This is a genomic window from Streptococcus sp. HMSC062B01, assembly GCF_001811085.1.
GTDB lineage: Bacteria > Bacillota > Bacilli > Lactobacillales > Streptococcaceae > Streptococcus > Streptococcus gordonii.
Map to the genome: position 1 here is coordinate 80,799 of NZ_KZ672780.1, position 19,867 is coordinate 100,665.

Below are 19,867 nucleotides of genomic sequence, written 5' to 3' on the forward strand. Positions count from 1 at the left end.
ATGGTAGAAAAACAAAAAGCAGTTGTGGAAAACGGAGTGCAAAAGATCCGTATTACAGCAGAAAAAGGCTATAGTCCAAAGGAATTTCAACTTCAAAAAGGGATCCCTGCTGAAATCACCTTCCATCGGGTCAATCCTTCCGGCTGTTACAAGGAAATTTTGTTTGAAGATCAGGGGATTTTAGAGCCTTTGGAAGTCGGTGTGGATAAGGTGATATCCTTTACCCCGACAGAAACAGGGGACTTCGAGTTTTCATGTGGAATGAAGATGCAAAAGGGTTCCTACACGGTTGTAGAAAAAAGCCGTCGTGTCTTAGGTTTACTGGGTCGCTTTTGGATTACTAGTATCTTTACCCTTCCCTTATTGATCTTGATGATCGGGATGATGGCAGGATTTGTATCCCATACAGTCAGTCGCTGGGGGACTTTTCTAGCGACAACGCCGATCATGTTGGTAGCAGGAGTTCCTTTTATCAAGAGTGCCTGGGCCTCATTTAAGAAGCACCATTCCAATATGGATACCTTGGTAGCTCTTGGAACCCTGGTAGCCTATGTCTATAGTGTATTTGCCCTTTTTACTGGTCAGCCAGTATACTTTGAGGCTGCGGGTTTTATCATCTTCTTTATCCTCTTAGGGCAAATCTTTGAAGAACGGATGCGTAACAATGCCTCCGAGGCTGTGGAAAAGTTGTTGGATTTGCAGGCAAAAACGGCTCAAGTTCTCCGTGATGGGAACTATGTTGAGGTGGCGGCGGAAGATATCCAAATTGATGACTTGATTCGGGTCCGTCCTGGGGAAAAGATTGCGGTTGATGGGACGATTGTAGAAGGAAGTACGACCATTGATGAGTCGATGGTGACAGGTGAAAGCTTGCCTGTGGAAAAATCAGTTGGTGATGCAGTTATCGGCTCCACTATCAACAGCAATGGGACCATTCTCTTTAAGGCTGAAAAAGTCGGTAGTGAGACCCTCTTATCTCAAATTGTGGACTTTGTCAAAATGGCCCAATCCAGTCGTGCTCCTATTCAAGATTTGACGGATAAGATTTCAGGTATCTTTGTTCCAGTGGTGACGATTTTGGCCATTGCGACTTTCTGGGTTTGGTCCGTGCTTCTGGGCGCGTCGCTTCAAGAGGCCATGCTCTATGCAGTCTCTGTCCTCATTATTGCCTGTCCTTGTGCCCTTGGTTTAGCAACCCCAACAGCCCTGATGGTCGGAACCGGCCGTAGTGCCAAGATGGGGGTTCTGATTAAAAATGGAACAGTTCTTCAAGAAGTGCAAAAGATTCAAACCGTTGTGTTTGATAAGACAGGGACTATTACCATTGGCCAACCACTTGTAACCGATGTTGTAGGAGATGAAGCGCGTGTCTTGACACTGGCTGCTAGTCTTGAAACTTTTTCAGAACATCCACTAGCCCAAGCGGTGTTATCCCAAGCAGAAGAAAAAGGTTTGGTGTTATTCCCTGTGGAAAACTTCCAAGCGATTGAAGGAAAAGGGGTCCAAGGTCAGATCGACCAGCAGTTGGTGACCTTGGGAAATGGCAAACTTCATGACGGGACAGCGATGGATCCGGAGCTTGAAAAACGGATGGTAGAGTTGCAAGAGCAGGCCAAAACAGTGATCAGTTTGTCTGTGGATGGGCAAGTGATTGGCTTGATTGCCATTCAAGATGCTCCGAAGGCCAGCTCAAAAGAAGCGATCAAAAAGCTCAAAGAACGGGGCTTGAAAACGGTCATGTTAACGGGGGATAATGAACGGGTGGCTCAAGCTATTGCTAAGCAAGTGGGAATTGACACCGTCATTGCTGATGTCCTTCCTCAAGAAAAAGCTAGCGCCATCCAAAAACTGCAAGAAGCTAGCAAGGTCGCCTTTGTTGGAGATGGGATCAATGATGCTCCAGCTCTCTCGATCGCGGATGTGGGGATCGCTATGGGATCTGGAACGGATATTGCGATCGAGTCCGGTGGCATCGTGCTCACGCAAAATGATTTACTTGGCGTTGTGCGCGCCTTTGACATGAGTCAAAAGACCTTCCGCAGGATCTTACTCAATCTCTTCTGGGCCTCTATCTACAATATCCTTGGGATTCCAATTGCTGCTGGAGTCTTTGTAGGACTGGGATTGACCCTCAATCCAGAACTAGCAGGTCTTGCTATGGCCCTTAGTTCTTTGTCTGTTTTGACTAGCTCGCTGCTTCTCAATGTTGAGAAAATTGATTAAATGAAACAAAAAGAGAGTGGGACAGAAATCGGTAATTCGTTAGAATTCGATTTCGTCGTCTCACCTCCGCACATTTGAGTAGGGCTGTAAAAGCTAATGAAATCAATGTAGTAGAGCCCACTCAACCACTGCGTCTTGCTCGACAATCCAAAGACAATTAAGAGGCTAGGACTTTTGTCCCAGCCTCTTTTTGTTCGATTTCCTACAGCTACAAGTCTTAGAGGTGCATGCAAATTATAATAAAATATCCTATTCTACTATAGTTTGTGAAATTTTCTCAAAAAAGAGCATCTGTTATGTAATAGGGATTGAGCATCTCTGAGCATATTCTTATACAAGTGAGAAAAAACATGGTAAATTGATATAGTAAAGTTGCTTGAAGCGTTTTCATTCACAAGTGAAAATGTTTTCAATAACTGAAAATTTAATTTATTGAAGGAGAGTTATTCTTATGACTCAAGGGAAAATTACTGCATCTGCAGCAATGCTCAACGTATTGAAAACATGGGGCGTAGATACCATCTACGGTATCCCATCAGGAACACTCAGCTCACTCATGGATGCTTTGGCTGAAGACAAAGATATCCGCTTCTTGCAAGTTCGCCACGAAGAAACAGGTGCTCTTGCTGCGGTCATGCAAGCTAAATTCGGCGGCTCAATCGGGGTTGCAGTTGGTTCAGGTGGTCCAGGTGCGACTCACTTGATTAATGGTGTTTATGATGCAGCTATGGATAACACTCCATTCCTTGCTATCCTTGGATCACGTCCAGTTAACGAACTCAACATGGATGCCTTCCAAGAATTGAACCAAAACCCAATGTACAACGGTATCGCTGTTTACAACAAACGTGTCGCTTACGCTGAGCAATTGCCAAAAGTAATCGACGAAGCTTGCCGTGCTGCAGTTTCTAAAAAAGGTCCAGCTGTTGTTGAAATTCCAGTAAACTTTGGTTTCCAAGAAATCGACGAAAACTCATACTACGGTTCAGGTTCATACGAACGCTCATTCATCGCTCCTGCCTTGAACGAAGTTGAAATCAACAAAGCAGTTGAAATCTTGAACAATGCTGAACGTCCAGTTATCTATGCTGGTTACGGTGGTGTCAAAGCTGGTGAAGTGATTACTGAATTGTCACGTAAAATCAAAGCACCAATCATCACAACTGGTAAAAACTTTGAAGCTTTTGAATGGAACTACGAAGGTTTGACAGGTTCTGCTTACCGTGTTGGTTGGAAACCAGCCAACGAAGTGGTCTTTGAAGCAGACACAGTTCTTTTCCTTGGTTCAAACTTCCCATTTGCTGAAGTTTACGAAGCCTTCAAGAACACTGAAAAATTCATTCAAGTCGATATCGATCCATACAAACTTGGTAAACGTCATGCCCTTGACGCTTCAATCCTTGGTGATGCAGGTCAAGCAGCGAAAGCAATCCTTGACAAAGTAAACCCAGTAGAATCTACTCCATGGTGGCGTGCAAACGTGAAGAACAACCAAAACTGGCGTGATTACATGAACAAACTCGAAGGTAAAACTGAGGGTGAATTGCAATTGTACCAAGTTTACAATGCAATCAACAAACATGCTGATCAAGACGCTATCTACTCAATCGACGTAGGTGACACTACTCAAACATCTACTCGTCACCTTCACATGACACCTAAGAACATGTGGCGTACATCTCCACTCTTTGCGACAATGGGTATTGCCCTTCCTGGTGGTATAGCTGCTAAGAAAGACAATCCAGATCGCCAAGTATGGAACATCATGGGTGACGGTGCATTCAACATGTGCTACCCAGACGTGATCACAAATGTTCAATACGACCTTCCAGTTATCAACCTTGTCTTCTCAAATGGTAAATATGCCTTCATCAAGGACAAATACGAAGACACAAACAAACACTTGTTTGGTTGTGACTTCCCTAATGCTGACTATGCGAAAATCGCTGAAGCTCAAGGAGCTGTTGGATTTACAGTTGATCGTATCGAAGACATCGACGCAGTTGTTGCAGAAGCTGTAAAACTCAACAAAGAAGGTAAAACTGTTGTCATCGATGCTCGTATCTCTCAACATCGTCCACTTCCAGTAGAAGTACTTGAACTCGATCCAAAACTTCACTCAGAAGAAGCAATCAAAGCCTTCAAGGAAAAATACGAAGCAGAAGAACTCGTACCATTCCGCCTCTTCTTGGAAGAAGAAGGATTGCAATCACGGGCAATTAAATAATTCCTCTCGTCGAAAATCAAATGTAAACTGTGTTATCTTCACCTTGCCGTACTTCAGTACTGCCTGCGGTTCGATGCCTTGTTTATTCTTTGATTTTCATAGAGCGGAACTTGAAAAGATCGGAGCAATCCGGTATTTTTATGGAGGAGAGTAAATGAATTTAAATCAATTAGATATCATCGTGTCAAATGTTCCTCAAGTCTGTGCTGACTTGGAGCGTATTTTGGATAAAAAGGCAGACTATGTTGACGACAGTTTTGCTCAGTTCACGGTTGGCAGTCACTGTCTCATGTTGTCCCAAAATCATTTGGTTCCTTTGGAAAATTTTCAGTCAGGGATCATTCTCCACATCGAGGTTGAGGATGTAGACCAGAACTGCAAACGGTTGAAAGAGTTTGGTGCCGACATTTTACACGGTCCAGCTGTAACTGATTGGGGGACAGAATCCTTGCTTGTAAAAGGCCCTGCTGGTCTAGTGATTGATTTTTATCGTATGAAATAGGACGCGTAGTCATTTGAAGTTAACCTTAGAGGAAGGAATAGAGAGATTGTGTCTCTACGAACAGAAAAGTGATAGTACGGCATGTATAGTGGTAGATAAGGGAATTTGAAATTAGTTTGTACTCGATTGAAAATTATTAAAATGTAGAACTTTTCTAATATTCTGATTTTTCTTGAGTTATTATTTTAATAGTTGTATAATGTATTTAAAATAAAGCAAAGATAAAGAGGTGGTAATATGAAAGTTATCACGATATGTCTTAAGGTATGATACTGAAGATGGTAGTGTATATTTTAATACCAAAAATAATCATTCATTTTTGATTACGAATGAATTGAAGAAGAATATACAAGAAAATAAAACAACGGAAAGTGAATATATTGCCTATTTGGAAGAGAATAAATATTTACTTGAAGAAAATGAGGTAAACAAATATTTAAAACAGATAGAAGATAGGAATAATGAGATTGTAATATTTGTTAAGTTTATATAATAGAAATGGAGAGGAGTGCTAGCCTCTCTCTTTTTCTAGGAGGGCATTATGAATAAAATATTTCACTATCTGGACAAGAAAACGAAGTTTTATACTATCATTGGTGCACTGGCAAATGGAGGTTTGGCTCTTGCTCAACCCTTAGTCGTATCACAAGCCTTGTCCTTAAATCAAGGAGAATTGACTTATTCTAAAATTATACAGTTTGCTGTTTTTGGCTTTACAGTATACTTTGTCCTGTATAGCTTAATGCTCTTTTGTAATCATACACATAATGTTTTTCGTCGTGAAATTCAAATGAATATGAGGGCAGATTTATTTGACAAGCTGATGACAAATAAAGATTTTAGCGAAGATGAAAAAATCACCATGCTCACACAAGATATGGAGTATTTGGGGGATAATTACTTAGAAAAATACGTCAATATCATTTGCTGGAGCTTTGTTGCATTACTAACAGCGATTTATATTATTTCGCAAAATTTGTTGCTAGGTAGCATTTTTGTCTTTTTCACTATTTTACGTCCTATTCCTCAGTTCTTGATGAATAAAAGACTCAAACATACTGGTGATGACATGGCGCAAGGCAGAGTAGAAGTTCATAATCAAGTATCTGATAGTATCCGAGGAGCACATACTCTACTCATGAACCAAGCAATTTCTGAAAATCAGAACAGATTTTGGAAGATTAATCAAAATTATCAACGAGCAATTCAAAAATTTTGCTTTACCCATAATATTATTTTCTTTTGCAACGGTTTCATGGTCTTTTTAAGCCAAGTTTTACCACTTGTTTTAGGTTTTTACTTTGCTATGGCTGGGCAGAAAGTGTCAGTGGCAAGTCTTGTTGCCATGTACATCGCAGCAGGTCAGCTAGTGAGTCCTATTCAGACTATTATGTATGATGCTGTAGATATACAAGGGGCAAAAACGACAGCAGATAAGATTTTTGGAATATTAGAAATTGGAGATGTAAAACAGATAGATAAAAAAGATGCGCAAGAATTGCATGCCCTGCACATTAAAAATTTAAGTAAATCCTATGGTGACAGACAGCTTTTTACTCATCTAAACTTGGATGTTCAAGCAGGTCAGAAAGTTTTAATCAAAGGACCGAGTGGTTGTGGTAAGTCAACCTTGTTCCGACTTATTACTGGAGAAGAAATAGCAGATGAGGGAGAAATTATCGGCGTGACATCTGTTAATGAATGTACATCAAGTTTTGTATCCAGTATAGGAATTATTAGCCAACACCCATTTCTCTTTAACGATACAGTGCGTTACAATTTGACCTTAGGACAAGAATTTTCTGAGGAAGAGTTGTTTGCTGTTTTGAAACAAGTCAAACTAGATTTTGAATTGACAGATGGGCTGGATTTTATTATCAAGAATAACGGGGAGAATATTTCTGGGGGACAAAGGGTGCGGATTGAATTGGCACGCTTTCTTCTTCGTAGAAAAAATCTATTATTAGCTGATGAAGTGACAGCAACTCTAGATAAAGAAAACGCCCTCATGGTACATGAACTACTATTTTCTCTTCCTGTTATGATGTTAGAAATTGCCCATCATATTGATAATGAAAGTAGATATCAACAAGTTGTAGATTTAGGAAAATATTGATTCTGGTCCAAAAGTCAGTTTTTTCATAAAATGAAGTAACTATTTCAGCAATAAAAGACCCAGTATCAAGATTTTTCAGAACATAAAAATATGCGTTATTCTGCTTATAAATACTTTTCCCAACTTCACTCTTATTTCTTATCACAAGATTGTGATAGTTTACATCTTCATAACAAAAACTTCAAAGTCTTGATTGTTTTGAAAGAAGATTATAAAATAAGATTCAGCAAAAATGAAAGAGGTTTCGAAAATGTCTAAAAAACAAATGAAAATTTTAGGTTGGGTAGCGACCTTCATGTCTGTTATGATGTATGTGTCTTACTTCCCACAAATCATGAACAACTTGGCTGGTCAAAAAGGAAACTTCATCCAGCCCTTGGTTGCAGCGATTAACTGCAGTCTCTGGGTCTACTATGGACTTTTCAAAAAGGAAAGAGATATCCCTCTTGCAGCAGCCAATGCACCCGGGATTGTTTTTGGTCTAGTAACTGCTATCACAGCTTTGATTTAAAAGGAACGGAGGAGACTGGTTTTCAGTCTTCTTTTTTTTTGTTTCAGGGGAGGCTATTTGCTTTTTCGAGAGGATAATTTTTTTAGAAACGATCTGATTAACTTAAATAGTAGAATAGTATCAGTATGTCACAGTATTTTATAAGAAAAGGTTTACAGAATGAGCTATAATATAAGTAAATAAACAAGCAATTAGAAAGCGAGTAGAAATATGACTGAAAAACTGACTTTTCCTGATGGTTTTTTGTGGGGTGGAGCGACAGCTGCCAACCAGTGTGAGGGAGCTTATGATGCGGATGGTCGCGGGCTGGCCAATGTAGATGTGGTGCCGATTGGTGAGGACCGTATGGCTATCATAACGGGTAAGAAAAAGATGTTTGACTTTGAGGATGGCTATTTCTACCCAGCCAAGGAAGCCATTGACATGTACCATCGTTTTAAGGAGGACATTGCTCTCTTTGGTGAGATGGGCTTTAAGACCTATCGGCTGTCCATTGCTTGGAGCCGGATTTTCCCTAAGGGGGATGAGCAGGAGCCCAATGAAGCTGGCCTGAAATTTTACGAAGACCTATTTAAGGAATGTCACAAGTACGGAATTGAGCCCCTGGTGACCATTACTCACTTTGACTGTCCCATGCACTTAATTGAGCAATATGGTGGTTGGCGGAATCGTCTCATGCTAGAATTTTACGAGCGTCTCTGCCGCACTCTCTTTACCCGCTACAAGGGCTTGGTCAAGTACTGGCTGACCTTCAATGAAATTAACATGATCCTCCATGCACCATTTATGGGAGCGGGGCTCTGCTTTGAAGAAGGCGAAAATGAGGAGCAGGTCAAATACCAAGCAGCCCATCATGAGCTGGTCGCGTCAGCCATTGCCACCAAGCTGGCTCATGAGATTGACCCAGAAAATAAGGTCGGCTGTATGCTAGCGGCGGGTCAAAATTATCCTAATACCTGTCATCCACGCGATGTATGGGCTGGTATGGAGGAAGACAGGAAAAACTATTTCTTCATTGATGTTCAGGCGCGTGGCGAATATCCCAACTATGCCAAGAAAGCTTGGGAGCGCGAGGGCATCACTGTCGAAATGACAGAAGAAGATCTGCAGCTGCTCAAGGAGCATACGGTGGACTTCATTTCCTTCTCATACTACTCTAGCCGAGTGGCTTCGGGCGATCCTAAGGTCAATGAGCTGACGGAGGGCAATATCTTTGCTTCTCTCAAGAACCCTTATTTGGAAGCTTCTGAGTGGGGCTGGCAGATTGATCCGTTGGGCTTGCGTATTACGCTTAATACCATCTGGGATCGTTATCAAAAGCCTATGTTTATCGTGGAAAATGGTCTTGGTGCAGTGGATAATCCAGATGAAGATGGCTATGTAGCTGATGATTACCGGATTGACTACTTGGCGGCCCATGTCAAGGCTATGCGGGAAGCCATCAATGAAGATGGGGTAGTTCTGTGGGGTTACACGACCTGGGGCTGTATCGACCTAGTATCAGCCGGAACTGGCGAGATGAAGAAGCGCTACGGCTTTATCTATGTGGACCGGGACAATGAAGGCAAGGGAACGCTCAAACGTTCTAAGAAGAAATCCTTTGACTGGTACAAGGAAGTCATCGCGACTAACGGAGCATCTGTAAAATAGGGAAAAGGCTGAGATATGAGTGTCTCAGCCTTGTTTTTGATTTGTCCCCATTCCGATCTTAGACTGAATCGGATGAGAACTGGGAGAATCCAAGCATTATGACCCTAAAAAGAAATAGTGTAAATAAATTTTCTTTTATAAATCCTCAATAGCGAATCTTATACTCCTAAAGATAACTCTACAAAATACTCTAATCATTCTTTGCTTCCTTTCTACATGCGATCCAGAAATATTGCTTTCTTTCATTGTAAGGAACAGGTTTCAAATATTCTTCAAGAAATTCTAAAATATTTCTAAAGATTTGTCAGAAGATGGCGTTTCATTGACTTACGGCTTTTTACTTGCTACACTAATAGTAAAAATGGAACAGAGGAGAAGGACTGTGGCTAGAATTCTGGTGATTGAAGATAATAATGATATTCATGCGATTCTGACAAGTCTGTTTGAGAAAGAACATGAAGTTTACTCAGCCTATTCGGGAACAGAAGGGCTGGCTGTTTTTGAGCGAGAAAAGCCTGACCTGGTCTTGCTGGATATCATGTTGCCTGGTAAGAATGGTGACCAAGTATTGAAGGAAATTCGCAGGACTAACAGCCAAGTGCCTATTCTGATGTTGACGGCTTTGGGAGAGAAGTCTTTGGTCAGCGAGTACCTTTTAAATGGAGCCAATGACTATATTGTCAAGCCCTTTAATCTGGATGAGGTCTTTGCCCGTGTGACAGTCCAGTTGCGTAGTCAGCATACCTCATCGGCTGAGGAAGAAAGTCTTTGTTTTAAGAATATTCAATTGTTGCCAGCAACTTTCCAGGCTGTTTGTGGAGAGCGAGAAGTTCGTTTGAGTAAAAAAGAATTTCAAATTTTTCAACTCTTGCTCCGCCATCCTAAAAAGATCTTTACTAAAGAAGCTTTGTTTGAATCTGTCTGGGAAGAAACCTATCTTCCTGGGGATAATACCCTCAATACTCATCTTAGCAACCTACGTAAAAAGCTGGCTCAGCTGGATCCATCCGAAGAGTATGTTGAAACAGTTTGGGGCCTAGGTGTAAGACTCAAGGAGGACTGAAATGGGAGTTCTTGCATTTTTATTGGCCATTATCTGCCTACTTTTAGTCCTTGTCTTGATACGTTATCATATAGCAGTTAAGGATGTAGCCCAGCAAATCCGGCAAAAGCGTCAACAGGCTAGTTCTAGTAGGCTAGCTCCATCGGTCCATCTAGCAAGTATTTTAGAGCTAACTGAAGAGGTTGAGGAGATCTTTCAGGAGCTGGATAAGACGACCTTTGTGGTACAGCAAGAAAAGAAGACTCTGGACATGGCTATCAGTAATATTGCTCACGATATCCGGACGCCTTTGACCATTGCTAGTGGCTATACCCAGCAACTATTAAAAGAAGATAACCAAGAGAGTCAGCAACTAGTCAAGATTGCGGATAGTCTAGGAATGGTGTCCAAACGATTGGAAGCCTTGATGGAGTATCGTCGGCTGATGGAGGGAGCCATTCGCCCGAGCTTTGTTAAGACGGATCTTTCTCAGCTGGTGACCCAGCAACTTTTTGCCTATTATGATGCTTTTCAAAAGGCTCAGATTGACTTGGATCTTGATTTGACTGAAGGTTTGACCTTGACAACGGATCCTGATATTTTGGAGCGTATTGTCCAAAATATGATAAGCAATGTCCTTAAACATGGTCAAAAGGCTGCCAGTATTTCTCTGAAAAAAGACGGCGAACACTGTATCTTTACCGTCAAAAACATCGTCCAACAACCAATCTTGCACCTGGATAAATTAACCAACCGTTTCTATTCGGAAAATCTCTCTAGTAGTGAAGAGTCATCTGGTCTAGGGCTTTATATCACCCAGCAGTTAGTCGAAATCCTAGGCGGGGACTTGACCATGAAAGCCGAGGATGACTGGTTTGAATTGAGGGTTAGTTTGTAATAGTTGTGAAAATAGAAAAATGAGAGTGGGACAGAAATCGGTAATTCGTTAGAATTCGATTTCGTCGTCCCACCTCCGCACAGTTGAGTAGGGCTGTAAAAGCTGATGGAATCAGCGTAGTAGAGCCCACTCAACCACTGCGTCTTGCTCGACAATCCAAAGACAATTGAGAGGCTAGGACTTTTGTCCCAGCCTCGTTTTTACTTTTATAAGTCTCTCTTCTTCAGTGTAACCAGTCCTGCGATGGTAAAGACCGTGATCAGACTGAGAGCAAAGATAGCTGTTTTGGTGATGACACCTGGTATTGAAGCGTCTTCGTAGAAGAACTCCATCTTGATAGCCTTGAACCATTCATTATTGGCATCGAACATTTGACTAGGGAGACCGAGTAAGATATAGGTCATGATATAGGTGATAAAGACGACACTATAGTTTCGAGTCAAGTAGAGGACAAAGCTGGTAATGCAGTACCAAGCATAGGTACAGATGACCTGCATGACAAAGAGTATTGCGAATTGTCCCCAGAAATTAGCTGGCAGGGTTCCCATATTACCGCCGGTTCGGACAAATTCGATGACAATACCAAAAGTATAGAGCAGTATGAATTGTAGAGGAAGCAAGCTTCCGATAACCAGTGCTTTAGAGAAGTAATACTGGGTCCGAGTCTTGCCTGTAGTCAGGTTATTGTGATAAAGTTTGTCATTGAGATCAACACCGAGAAGCAAGCTAGTCATGACATTGCAGGCAATAAAGAGCATGCCGATGTTGTAGGTGACGGCATATATGGCAAAAAAGATACCGTTGTCGGAACTGACGGCTTGGGAAGTGAAAATGGCGAGGAGAATTCCAAAGATGCAGAAAGCCTGCACTCCCCAGAATCCTACGGAGCGGAAGATACGGTAGTAATCCGCCTTGATACTATTAAACATGAGTGTTTCCTCCTTCTTGGTTGATTAAGTCTGTAAAGTATTTTTCTAAGTCTTTGTGGGCGTAGTAGATTTCCCCGATTGGGATGTCGGCTAGGACTAGTTCCTTGGCAATCTTGCGAATTTCATGTACTTGGCCGGAAATATGCAGCTCATCTTCCTTGTTGGTTGGCTTGATTTGGTAGCCGAGCTTGTCTTGCACTAAATGAGCAGCTTGCTTGATATTATCCGTTTTGAGGATGATATAGTCGCCGCTTTCTCGGTCAAATTCTTCCTTAGGCAGCTCTTTGATGAAACGCCCTTGATTGATAAATCCAAAGCGAGTGGCTACTAGATAGAGCTCGGACAGGATATGGCTGGAAATGATGATAGTGATGCCCAGTTCTTGATTGAGGCGCTTGACCATTTCTCTAAATTCCTGAATCCCAACTGGGTCTAAACCATTGATGGGCTCGTCCAAAATGAGCAAGTCGGGACGCCCCAAAATGGCAATGGCAATGCCCAACCGCTGTCTCATCCCCAGAGAGAAATTGCGGAATTTTTTCTTTCCAGTATCGGTCAGGCCGACATATTGAAGGGTTTCTTTGATGACTTTGTCAGCATTTGGAATGCCCCGGTCGGTACAGTAGTAGCGCAGATTTTCATAGGCCGACATGTGGGCATGAGCTACAGGGGCCTCGATGACAGATCCAGTATGGCTGAGGGCTTTTGTCCATTCTTGTTGGCTCTGAGAGCCCAGGACAGATACGGTTCCTCCGCTAGGATAGATGACTTGAGTGATAATTTTGATCAGCGTGGTCTTACCAGCACCGTTTTTACCAATGAGACCGTAGATCTCTCCTTTTTTGATGGAAAGACTGACATCTTTCAGAGCATATTGATCCCCGTATTTTTTAGTCAGTCCTTTCACTTCTAAAACATTTTGCATGGTGTTTCTCCTTTAATTCCTTTGTTTATAGTTTTAGTATACAAACTAATTATCAAATATTTCTCAAGTCTTTTTAAAGTATTTCTAAAGAAATACGAAATGAAAAAATTAAAAGGAACCAGTTAAGAACCAGCTCCTTTTTTTACTATAAATCTTTTTTGTGGAAAGTATAGAGACTTGCTACGGTGAAGACGGTTCCTAAGACCAAGGCGATGAGAATAACTCTCAAGGTTACACCGTTGCTTTGAAGCGTCCCAAAATCAAAGCTCAGGGTGAAATGCTGCAGCCATAAAGATTTGGGGTATAATTGCGCAAGAGCTCCAGTTAAAGATGCGCAGAAAAGATAACCTCCCAGAGCAGCAATCATAGATTTACTCAGATAAAGAATAAAGGAAATAATGGCTGTCCAAGCCATGACAGTCAGGCACTGCATAAAGAATAGAAGAATAAACTGAAGCAGGAAGGTGGCGGATAAATCACCAATACCGTTTAGGATAGCCGCTAGGATAAAGTTGATGCTATAAAAGAGAGCCAACTGCAGGAAGGTTACGCAGACCATGACTAGGGCTTTAGAGATGAAGAAACTGGTACGGGAAACGCCACTGGTTAAAGTATTCTTGTAAAGCTGCTTGTTCAGATCTGTCCCGATGACGACCATAGAGAGGATAATGATGATAAAAGTATTATTACCGATTGCGCTGGAGCCAGCTTGTATCAGCTGGACGGCATTTAATTTGCTAAAGACTGTGCTCAAGGTCGTTAGTAGAAAGATGAATTCGGTAATCCAAACAGCCTTGGAACGAAAGAAACGGTAAAAATCTGCTTGAAAAGTATGTAACATGTTTTTTCTCCTTACTGGACTAAATCTGTAAAGTATTTCTCTAAATCTTTGTGAGCTGCATAGATACCACTGACATGAATATTGGATAGGACCAACTCCCTGTTGATGTCATTTAGTTCCTGTTCTTGGGCGACAATGTGCAACTCGTCAGATTTATCAGCGTCCTTAAGCTGATAGTGGAGCTTGTCTTGGATGAGGTTTGCGGCCTGGTCTCTATCGCTGGTCTTGAGGACGATATAATCTTCGCTGGCTCGGTCAAAGTCATCCTTGGTGAATTCTGCGATAAGGCGTCCTTGGTCAATCACGCCAAACTTGGTGGCTACCAGATAAAGCTCAGACAAGATGTGGCTGGAAATGATAAAAGTAATCCCCAACTCTTGGTTGAGCCGCTGAATCATCAGGCGAAATTCCTTGATGCCAAGCGGATCTAAGCCGTTGATGGGCTCATCTAAAATCATGAGTTCAGGCTTGCTTATAAGGGCAGTAGCGATCCCCAGACGCTGCTTCATTCCTAGCGAAAAGTTGCGGAATTTCTTTTTACCAGTATTGCTCAATCCGACATAGGCTAGGGTTTCCTTGATGAGCTGGTCGGGCTGGGCAATCTGGTGGACCTTGCAGTAGTAGTTGAGGTTTTGATAAGCAGTCATCTGATTGTAAGCGACTGGTGTTTCGATGACGGTTCCTATCTTGCGAAGGGCTTCGTTCCATTCCTTAGAGTTCTGCGAACTAAAGACAGACACGGTTCCGCTGTTGGCATGAATGAGCCGGCTAATGGTCTTGAGAAGAGTGGTTTTGCCAGCTCCGTTCTTGCCAATCAGTCCATAAATATCGCCTTTCTGGATCGAAAGACTGACATGGTCAAGGGCGTATTGCTGGCCATATTGTTTGGTAACTTGCTTTACTTCTAAAACAGTTTGCATAGTATATTCTCGCTTTCTTAGGTTTAACTATAGTATACAAGCCAAAATTCAAATATTTCTCAAATCTTTTTAAAGTATTTCTAAAGAAATACGAAATGCAAAAACAAACAAAAAGAGCTAGTCAGGGACTAACTCTGTATATTTATAAGTCTCGATGTTGGAAGGCCTGATAGCCACCCCAAAGTGATCCAGCGAGGATCAAGAATGTGAAGAAATCAGAATTTAGTTGAGGGAAAATAGCGTGGAGGCTAGCCTGAAGCATTATCAGGACGAAAAAAATTAGATAGCTGGCTAGAGTGGAGTGGGTCAGGTAGAGTAAGCAGGCAAAGGCAGAACTACAGGCCATGATAAAGACAAAGGCACGAAAGAAGGATAGTGAAAAATTCTCAAAGAAATCCTTTGGCATGATCCCAGGCCCATGAAAGATACTTCCCAAGATAAAAGCTGTGACAAATACGGTAGCTAATTGAATAAGACTAGTAGTTGTAAGGGTAGCAGTTTTAAATAGATAAAAATCTTTTCGCGAAAGGCCACTAGCCAATGTATTCTTGTAGAGTTTTTTGGTCAGGTCTCGCCCCAATAAAGAGGTAGTGAGGACAAGAACTGCAATCATGACAAAAGGGAGGAAATCGTGAGCGACTTGATTGAGGGCTTGAAATCCTGTCCATCCTTGACGGACTATTTCATCTTGTCCAGAAGGTGTAGAGACATACAAACTAAAGTTAGCTTCTCCAAAAGAGCTAACGAAGATGAGGAGGAAGAGCAGACCCTCTATTATCCAAAAAAGTTTGGAACGGGTGAGCTGGAAGAGTTCCGCCTGAATGGTGTGTAACATGGAATTTCCCCCTGTTGTTTAAAATACTACTAGTATCTTATAAATTTTTTGTTTTAAAAATCTTCAGTCCCCCAATGAGAAAGAGGAGGGTAACAGCTGATGTCGTAAGGATAGCCTTGATAACAGTTCCTCCATCAGCTGCCATAGCAGTGTTGAAACGTAGAGTGAGATAGGGGAGCCATTCATTATCAGGATAAAAGATAAGAGGAATAGATAGTAGGGCTCCGCCGATAAAATAGGTTAAAAAGCTAGATACGATAGAGTGACTGGCATAGAGGACCAAAGAGATGATACTAATCCAAGCGATGGTGCTGAGAAATTGAACGAAGAGAGCAGCGCCCAGCTGAGGCAAAAAAGAGCTAGGTGCACTTCCAATTCCGTTGGACAGACTGGCAGTCGCAAAGGAGATAGCTTGAATAAAGAGAAGGTGTAGAAGTGCGATACTAACGCAGACAAAGAATTTAGAAAAATAATAGCTGAGTTTAGAGATGCCATAGCTGAGACAGTTTTTGTAGAGCTTTCGTGATAGATCCACTCCAAGGACCATACTGATGATAATGATGGTGAAAAAGAGCAGACTGTCTGTATTGCCTGCAAAGTAGTTCAGGGCTTGAATCCCAGTTAATTTTCCCAAGGCTTGAGTAGCGGTTTCGTGGTTGGAAATATTTGCTCCAAAACGGATATTTGATTGAAATAGGGTTCCCAGAGAAATGACACAAAATAGTGCAAATTCTGTAATCCAAAAACCTTTTGAATGTATGAGTCGATAAAAATCGGCACGAATGAAGTCTTTCATAATGAGCCTCCCTTTGTTATTCAACTAAATCCGTAAAGAAATTTTCCAGATTTTGACGTGCATAGTAGATTTCTTGCACAGGTAGACTTGCACCTACAAGTTTTTCTACAATCTTGCTGATTTGGTGCGAATGAGTGAAAATATGAATTTCGTCAGAAGCATTGACCACCTTAATACGATAATTGAGCTGGTCATGAATAAGCCGACTGGCTTCTTCTAATTTGGAAGTCTTAAGAACAATATAGTCTTCGCTTTGCTCTTCAAACTCAGACTTAGAAATTTCTCGAATCAGTCGGCCTTGTTCGATGATGCCAAACTTTGTTCCCACTAAATAGAGTTCAGATAAGATGTGGCTGGAGATGATAAAGGTCATCCTCAATTCTTCGTTGAGCCGTTGGACCATTTGACGGAATTCTTTAATACCGACTGGGTCTAAACCATTGATTGGTTCGTCTAGAATCATCAAATCTGGCTTAGATAGCAAGGCGATAGCAATACCCAAACGTTGCTTCATACCGAGTGAAAAATCTCTGAATTTCTTCTTGCCAGTATCTGTTAAGTTTACGTATTCCAAGGTTTCTTGGATAACCTTGTCAGCATGAGGAATATGGCGAAGTTTACAGTAGTAGTTGAGATTTTCATAGGCTGTCAAGTGGTTGTGAGCAACCGGAGTTTCGATGACAGACCCGACCCGCTTGAGGCCTTGCGTCCATTCTTTTTGATTTTGAGAACCAAAAAGAGAAACACTGCCACTATCTGCCTCTAGTAACTGAGCGATAATCTTGATGAGGGTCGTTTTTCCGGCTCCATTTTTCCCGATAAGACCGTAAATGTCACCTTTTTTGATGGTCAGACTCACGTCGGTCAGGGCATATTGTTGGCCGAATTTCTTGCTAACTTGCTGGATAACCAAAATATTTTCCATGATGAGTTCTCCTTGTATAGATAGGGAGAGGAAGCTCTCTTTTCACTATCCAGTATAGTACCAATCTTTCAAATAATTCTCAAGCATTTCTAAAATATTTCTAAAGTTTTTTAGCAAAAAAATTCCTGCAAATAGCAGAAATTTTTCAGGTATATCTAGCTTATGTAAGTCCTTTATCAATCATCGAAAGCTTTGAGATACAAGGTTTTAATGCTTGCTTTTATAGTGATGACTTGCTGTCCAATTCCAGCTTATACAGTTCTCTAACTGCATTGCAGGCGTAGATTTTCGATGCTTGATCTAGGTCAGACAGAGTCAGAATCTTCTCAGTAACCTGTCCCTTATCCAGTAATTGCTGGCGGTAGATACCCTTGAGCAGGCCAAGTTCAGCTGGAGGCGTGTAAAGCTTGCCATCTAGCTCCAGCAGCAGATTGCCGATAGAGGTTTCCAGTAGCTGGCCTTGGGCATTGTAGTAAATCTGCTCTTGCTGCTCCAAGGTCAGATGTGGCCGATGGCTGGTTTTGAAATAGGTGAAAGGCTGGGCTAGATTGGCTGTCTGCTCGACTAGTTTTGCCTTTCTGAAAGTCTCCGTCAGAGGTAGTAGAGGAGTCGTTTCTAGCTCAATGCCGCCGCCTTTTTTAAGAGCTATATGCAGCCTGTAATCCTGCACTTTATCCAGCTGAGCGCAGGTCTCTTCTAACTCTTGCTTCAGTTTGTTTTGGTCAAAAGGAAAGGCAAAGTAGCTAGCTGCTTCTGTCAGTCTTTGCAGGTGTTGGTCTTGCAAGGTCAGCTTTCCGTCCGTTACTTTTCCAGTAGAAATCAGGTCGAATCGCGGATTTTTTCGATAGAGGACGGCCGATTTTTGCTGGGTTTCGATGTATTCAGATTTCCACGTGCTGTCCCAAGTGATGCCACCGCCAACGCCGTAGATGGCGTTTCTTCCCTCTAGCTGAATGGTGCGGATGGCAACGTTAAAAATCCGTCTCTGGTCTGGTAGGCAGATGCCGACTGTACCGCAGTAAACCCCGCGAGCAGCTTTTTCTGTCGCCTTGATGATAGCCATGGTCGAAATCTTAGGAGCGCCTGTAATGGATCCGCAAGGAAAGAGCGCCTTGAAAAGCTCTGCCAGCCCAATTCCCTCATGTAGCTGACTTTTGATGGTAGAGGTCATCTGCCAGACCGTAGAGTATTGCTCGACGCTGCAGAGATGCTCAACCCGCTCGCTACCTGTCTGAGAAATGCGGTTCATGTCATTGCGCAGCAAATCGACAATCATCATATTTTCTGCTCGGTTTTTGGCATCTTGAGCTAACCATGCAGCCTGCTCTCTATCCTGCTCTAAGGTCAGTCCCCGATTGGTGGTCCCTTTCATAGGGCGAGTGGTCAGTTGACCTCGGTACTCCTCGAAAAAGAGCTCGGGACTGATGGACAAGATGGCGGTCTCATCATGCTCTACATAGGCATTGTAGGCCGCATTTTGCTCAACGACCAGTCTGTTATAAATAGCCAAGCTGTCCTCATGATTGAGCTCTGCGCACAGCTGGACCGTGTAGTTGACCTGATAGGTGTCGCCCTGGCGGATATGATGATGAATAGTCTCGATAGCCTTCTGGTAGTCTTGCTCAGAAGTCAGCCCCTGCCAAGTAGCTGGCATCTCCACTTCCTCATAGGTCAAGGGAATGGAAGCCTGCTCGGCCTTATCGTGGATAGTAAAGTAGAGGAGGTATTCCTTCTGGAGTGGAGCGGAATGAACTTGGAACTTTTCCTCAAAGGCTGGAGCTGCTTCATAGCTGACATAGCCGACAGCATAGTATCCTTTCTCCTGCCAGATCTCAATCTCTGTCAAAAGTTCCTCCACTTGGTCAAGACGGCGAGTCTTTAGCTCCTTGATGGGATTCGTAAAAATCAGGCGTTGGCCCAACTGCTTAAAATCAATAATAGTTTTCTTGTGCATAAAGTTATTTTATCACAAGATAATTTGAATGAAAACGGTTTTATCTGGTAGATCATCAATTCTTTCAAGAAAGTTGACAGATTAGAAAGTGGTTAGGTATACTATTTTAAAAAAGAAAGAAAAAGATTTATATGAAGTCGAATAAATTGTTATTGGTAAATGGAATTACCAGTATCTTAGGAGGTTTCTTAATCCTTTACGCTTCTTCTGAGAGATGGGACTGGAAAATAGTTGATTTAGTTCCCAAACTGGTCGAAAACTATGGCTGGGGTGGCTTGGTAGTATTAATCAGCCTGCTGTTTTTGGCGCTTTCTATTGTCGGAATGGCTCATTATAGCGAAGACTCAAGAGTCAATAAGACCAGCCATAAGCTTCTCTTTTGTGCCTCTATTGTTGGATTTATCCCTTTTTTGGGTAACTTCGCTGGCCTTTTATCTATAGGAGGAGCTCTATACCTTTTAGATTTGCCGAGGTTTAAGAGTGATGACAAGGCTGAGTAAGCTGTGTCGCGTCCACTTTTTCTCATTCAAATAGCTTAGAAAATGATGGTAAAAGGTAAAATAAGAAAAACCA

17 protein-coding genes are annotated in these 19,867 nt (G+C 42.1%); 9 read left to right on the forward strand and 8 right to left on the reverse strand.

Annotated features, from left to right (window positions below; translation table 11 throughout):
- The 8 genes from HMPREF2780_RS03790 (at nucleotide 1) to HMPREF2780_RS03830 (ending at nucleotide 11,169) form a co-directional block, all read left to right on the forward strand.
- The gene (locus HMPREF2780_RS03790; protein ID WP_053794196.1) at nucleotides 1-2,223 is read left to right on the forward strand and encodes a heavy metal translocating P-type ATPase; all 2,223 of its coding nucleotides are present in this window, start codon (nucleotides 1-3) and stop codon (nucleotides 2,221-2,223) included.
- A gap of 451 nt (nucleotides 2,224-2,674) precedes the next feature.
- A complete protein-coding gene (gene spxB, locus HMPREF2780_RS03800) occupies nucleotides 2,675-4,450 on the forward strand; it encodes a pyruvate oxidase (protein WP_061601591.1) in 1,776 nt (591 codons plus the stop codon).
- Nucleotides 4,451-4,604: 154 nt separating this feature from the next.
- Entirely contained in the window at nucleotides 4,605-4,952 is a 348-nt protein-coding gene (locus HMPREF2780_RS03805) for a VOC family protein (RefSeq protein ID WP_105026192.1), read from the forward strand.
- Nucleotides 4,953-5,493: 541 nt separating this feature from the next.
- Nucleotides 5,494-7,068: an ATP-binding cassette domain-containing protein gene (locus HMPREF2780_RS03810; protein WP_105026193.1), complete on the forward strand. Its 1,575-nt coding sequence runs from the start codon at nucleotides 5,494-5,496 to the stop codon at nucleotides 7,066-7,068.
- Nucleotides 7,069-7,318: 250 nt separating this feature from the next.
- On the forward strand, nucleotides 7,319-7,579 hold the full coding sequence (locus HMPREF2780_RS03815; RefSeq protein WP_105026194.1) for a SemiSWEET family transporter: 261 nt from the start codon (nucleotides 7,319-7,321) through the stop codon (nucleotides 7,577-7,579).
- A gap of 210 nt (nucleotides 7,580-7,789) precedes the next feature.
- Entirely contained in the window at nucleotides 7,790-9,229 is a 1,440-nt protein-coding gene (locus tag HMPREF2780_RS03820; protein ID WP_105026195.1) for a 6-phospho-beta-glucosidase, read from the forward strand.
- A 382-nt stretch (nucleotides 9,230-9,611) separates the two neighbouring features.
- Nucleotides 9,612-10,292 carry a response regulator transcription factor gene (locus HMPREF2780_RS03825; protein WP_045505467.1) on the forward strand — a complete coding sequence of 227 codons (681 nt, stop codon included), beginning with the start codon at nucleotides 9,612-9,614 and terminating at the stop codon, nucleotides 10,290-10,292.
- Nucleotide 10,293: 1 nt separating this feature from the next.
- Entirely contained in the window at nucleotides 10,294-11,169 is an 876-nt protein-coding gene (locus HMPREF2780_RS03830) for a sensor histidine kinase (protein WP_105026196.1), read from the forward strand.
- Between the two features lie 206 nt (nucleotides 11,170-11,375).
- Here HMPREF2780_RS03830 and HMPREF2780_RS03840 read toward each other — a convergent pair whose 3' ends face one another.
- From HMPREF2780_RS03840 to pabB, 8 genes are all read right to left on the reverse strand, one after another.
- A complete protein-coding gene (locus HMPREF2780_RS03840; protein WP_082307222.1) occupies nucleotides 11,376-12,098 on the reverse strand; it encodes a lantibiotic ABC transporter permease in 723 nt (240 codons plus the stop codon).
- On the reverse strand, nucleotides 12,091-13,023 hold the full coding sequence (locus HMPREF2780_RS03845) for an ABC transporter ATP-binding protein (RefSeq protein ID WP_105026197.1): 933 nt from the start codon (nucleotides 13,021-13,023) through the stop codon (nucleotides 12,091-12,093). Before HMPREF2780_RS03845 ends, HMPREF2780_RS03840 begins: the two co-directional genes overlap by 8 nt.
- A 145-nt stretch (nucleotides 13,024-13,168) precedes the next feature.
- Nucleotides 13,169-13,864, reverse strand: a complete 696-nt coding sequence (locus HMPREF2780_RS03850; protein WP_096754799.1) for an ABC transporter permease — start codon at nucleotides 13,862-13,864, stop codon at nucleotides 13,169-13,171.
- Between the two features lie 11 nt (nucleotides 13,865-13,875).
- A complete protein-coding gene (locus HMPREF2780_RS03855) occupies nucleotides 13,876-14,784 on the reverse strand; it encodes an ATP-binding cassette domain-containing protein (protein ID WP_105026198.1) in 909 nt (302 codons plus the stop codon).
- A 142-nt stretch (nucleotides 14,785-14,926) separates the two neighbouring features.
- Nucleotides 14,927-15,619, reverse strand: a complete 693-nt coding sequence (locus HMPREF2780_RS03860) for an ABC transporter permease (protein WP_096754797.1) — start codon at nucleotides 15,617-15,619, stop codon at nucleotides 14,927-14,929.
- 37 nt (nucleotides 15,620-15,656) lie between these two features.
- Nucleotides 15,657-16,415, reverse strand: a complete 759-nt coding sequence (locus HMPREF2780_RS03865; protein ID WP_096754796.1) for an ABC transporter permease — start codon at nucleotides 16,413-16,415, stop codon at nucleotides 15,657-15,659.
- Nucleotides 16,416-16,431: 16 nt separating this feature from the next.
- A complete protein-coding gene (locus HMPREF2780_RS03870) occupies nucleotides 16,432-17,340 on the reverse strand; it encodes an ABC transporter ATP-binding protein (protein WP_061583262.1) in 909 nt (302 codons plus the stop codon).
- A 220-nt stretch (nucleotides 17,341-17,560) separates the two neighbouring features.
- A complete protein-coding gene (gene pabB / locus HMPREF2780_RS03875; protein WP_096754794.1) occupies nucleotides 17,561-19,294 on the reverse strand; it encodes an aminodeoxychorismate synthase component I in 1,734 nt (577 codons plus the stop codon).
- A 131-nt stretch (nucleotides 19,295-19,425) separates the two neighbouring features.
- Here pabB and HMPREF2780_RS03880 point away from each other — a divergent pair, with 131 nt between their 5' ends.
- Nucleotides 19,426-19,794 (forward strand): insulin activator factor, encoded by a 369-nt coding sequence (locus HMPREF2780_RS03880; protein WP_096754793.1) that lies wholly within the window; start codon nucleotides 19,426-19,428, stop codon nucleotides 19,792-19,794.
- The last annotated feature ends 73 nt before the right edge of the window (nucleotides 19,795-19,867 follow it).

What these genes read in the sequence shown, in the direction of transcription:
- pabB (WP_096754794.1), bottom strand. Translation starts at nt 19,294, where the DNA reads ATGCACAAGAAAACTATTATTGATTTTAAGCAGTTGGGCCAACGCCTG.
- HMPREF2780_RS03810 (WP_105026193.1), top strand. Translation starts at nt 5,494, where the DNA reads ATGAATAAAATATTTCACTATCTGGACAAGAAAACGAAGTTTTATACT.
- HMPREF2780_RS03855 (WP_105026198.1), bottom strand. Translation starts at nt 14,784, where the DNA reads ATGCAAACTGTTTTAGAAGTAAAGCAAGTTACCAAACAATATGGCCAG.
- HMPREF2780_RS03850 (WP_096754799.1), bottom strand. Translation starts at nt 13,864, where the DNA reads ATGTTACATACTTTTCAAGCAGATTTTTACCGTTTCTTTCGTTCCAAG.
- HMPREF2780_RS03815 (WP_105026194.1), top strand. Translation starts at nt 7,319, where the DNA reads ATGTCTAAAAAACAAATGAAAATTTTAGGTTGGGTAGCGACCTTCATG.
- HMPREF2780_RS03790 (WP_053794196.1), top strand. Translation starts at nt 1, where the DNA reads ATGGTAGAAAAACAAAAAGCAGTTGTGGAAAACGGAGTGCAAAAGATC.
- HMPREF2780_RS03845 (WP_105026197.1), bottom strand. Translation starts at nt 13,023, where the DNA reads ATGCAAAATGTTTTAGAAGTGAAAGGACTGACTAAAAAATACGGGGAT.
- HMPREF2780_RS03840 (WP_082307222.1), bottom strand. Translation starts at nt 12,098, where the DNA reads ATGTTTAATAGTATCAAGGCGGATTACTACCGTATCTTCCGCTCCGTA.
- HMPREF2780_RS03870 (WP_061583262.1), bottom strand. Translation starts at nt 17,340, where the DNA reads ATGGAAAATATTTTGGTTATCCAGCAAGTTAGCAAGAAATTCGGCCAA.
- spxB (WP_061601591.1), top strand. Translation starts at nt 2,675, where the DNA reads ATGACTCAAGGGAAAATTACTGCATCTGCAGCAATGCTCAACGTATTG.
- HMPREF2780_RS03880 (WP_096754793.1), top strand. Translation starts at nt 19,426, where the DNA reads ATGAAGTCGAATAAATTGTTATTGGTAAATGGAATTACCAGTATCTTA.
- HMPREF2780_RS03805 (WP_105026192.1), top strand. Translation starts at nt 4,605, where the DNA reads ATGAATTTAAATCAATTAGATATCATCGTGTCAAATGTTCCTCAAGTC.
- HMPREF2780_RS03830 (WP_105026196.1), top strand. Translation starts at nt 10,294, where the DNA reads ATGGGAGTTCTTGCATTTTTATTGGCCATTATCTGCCTACTTTTAGTC.
- HMPREF2780_RS03820 (WP_105026195.1), top strand. Translation starts at nt 7,790, where the DNA reads ATGACTGAAAAACTGACTTTTCCTGATGGTTTTTTGTGGGGTGGAGCG.
- HMPREF2780_RS03860 (WP_096754797.1), bottom strand. Translation starts at nt 15,619, where the DNA reads ATGTTACACACCATTCAGGCGGAACTCTTCCAGCTCACCCGTTCCAAA.
- HMPREF2780_RS03865 (WP_096754796.1), bottom strand. Translation starts at nt 16,415, where the DNA reads ATGAAAGACTTCATTCGTGCCGATTTTTATCGACTCATACATTCAAAA.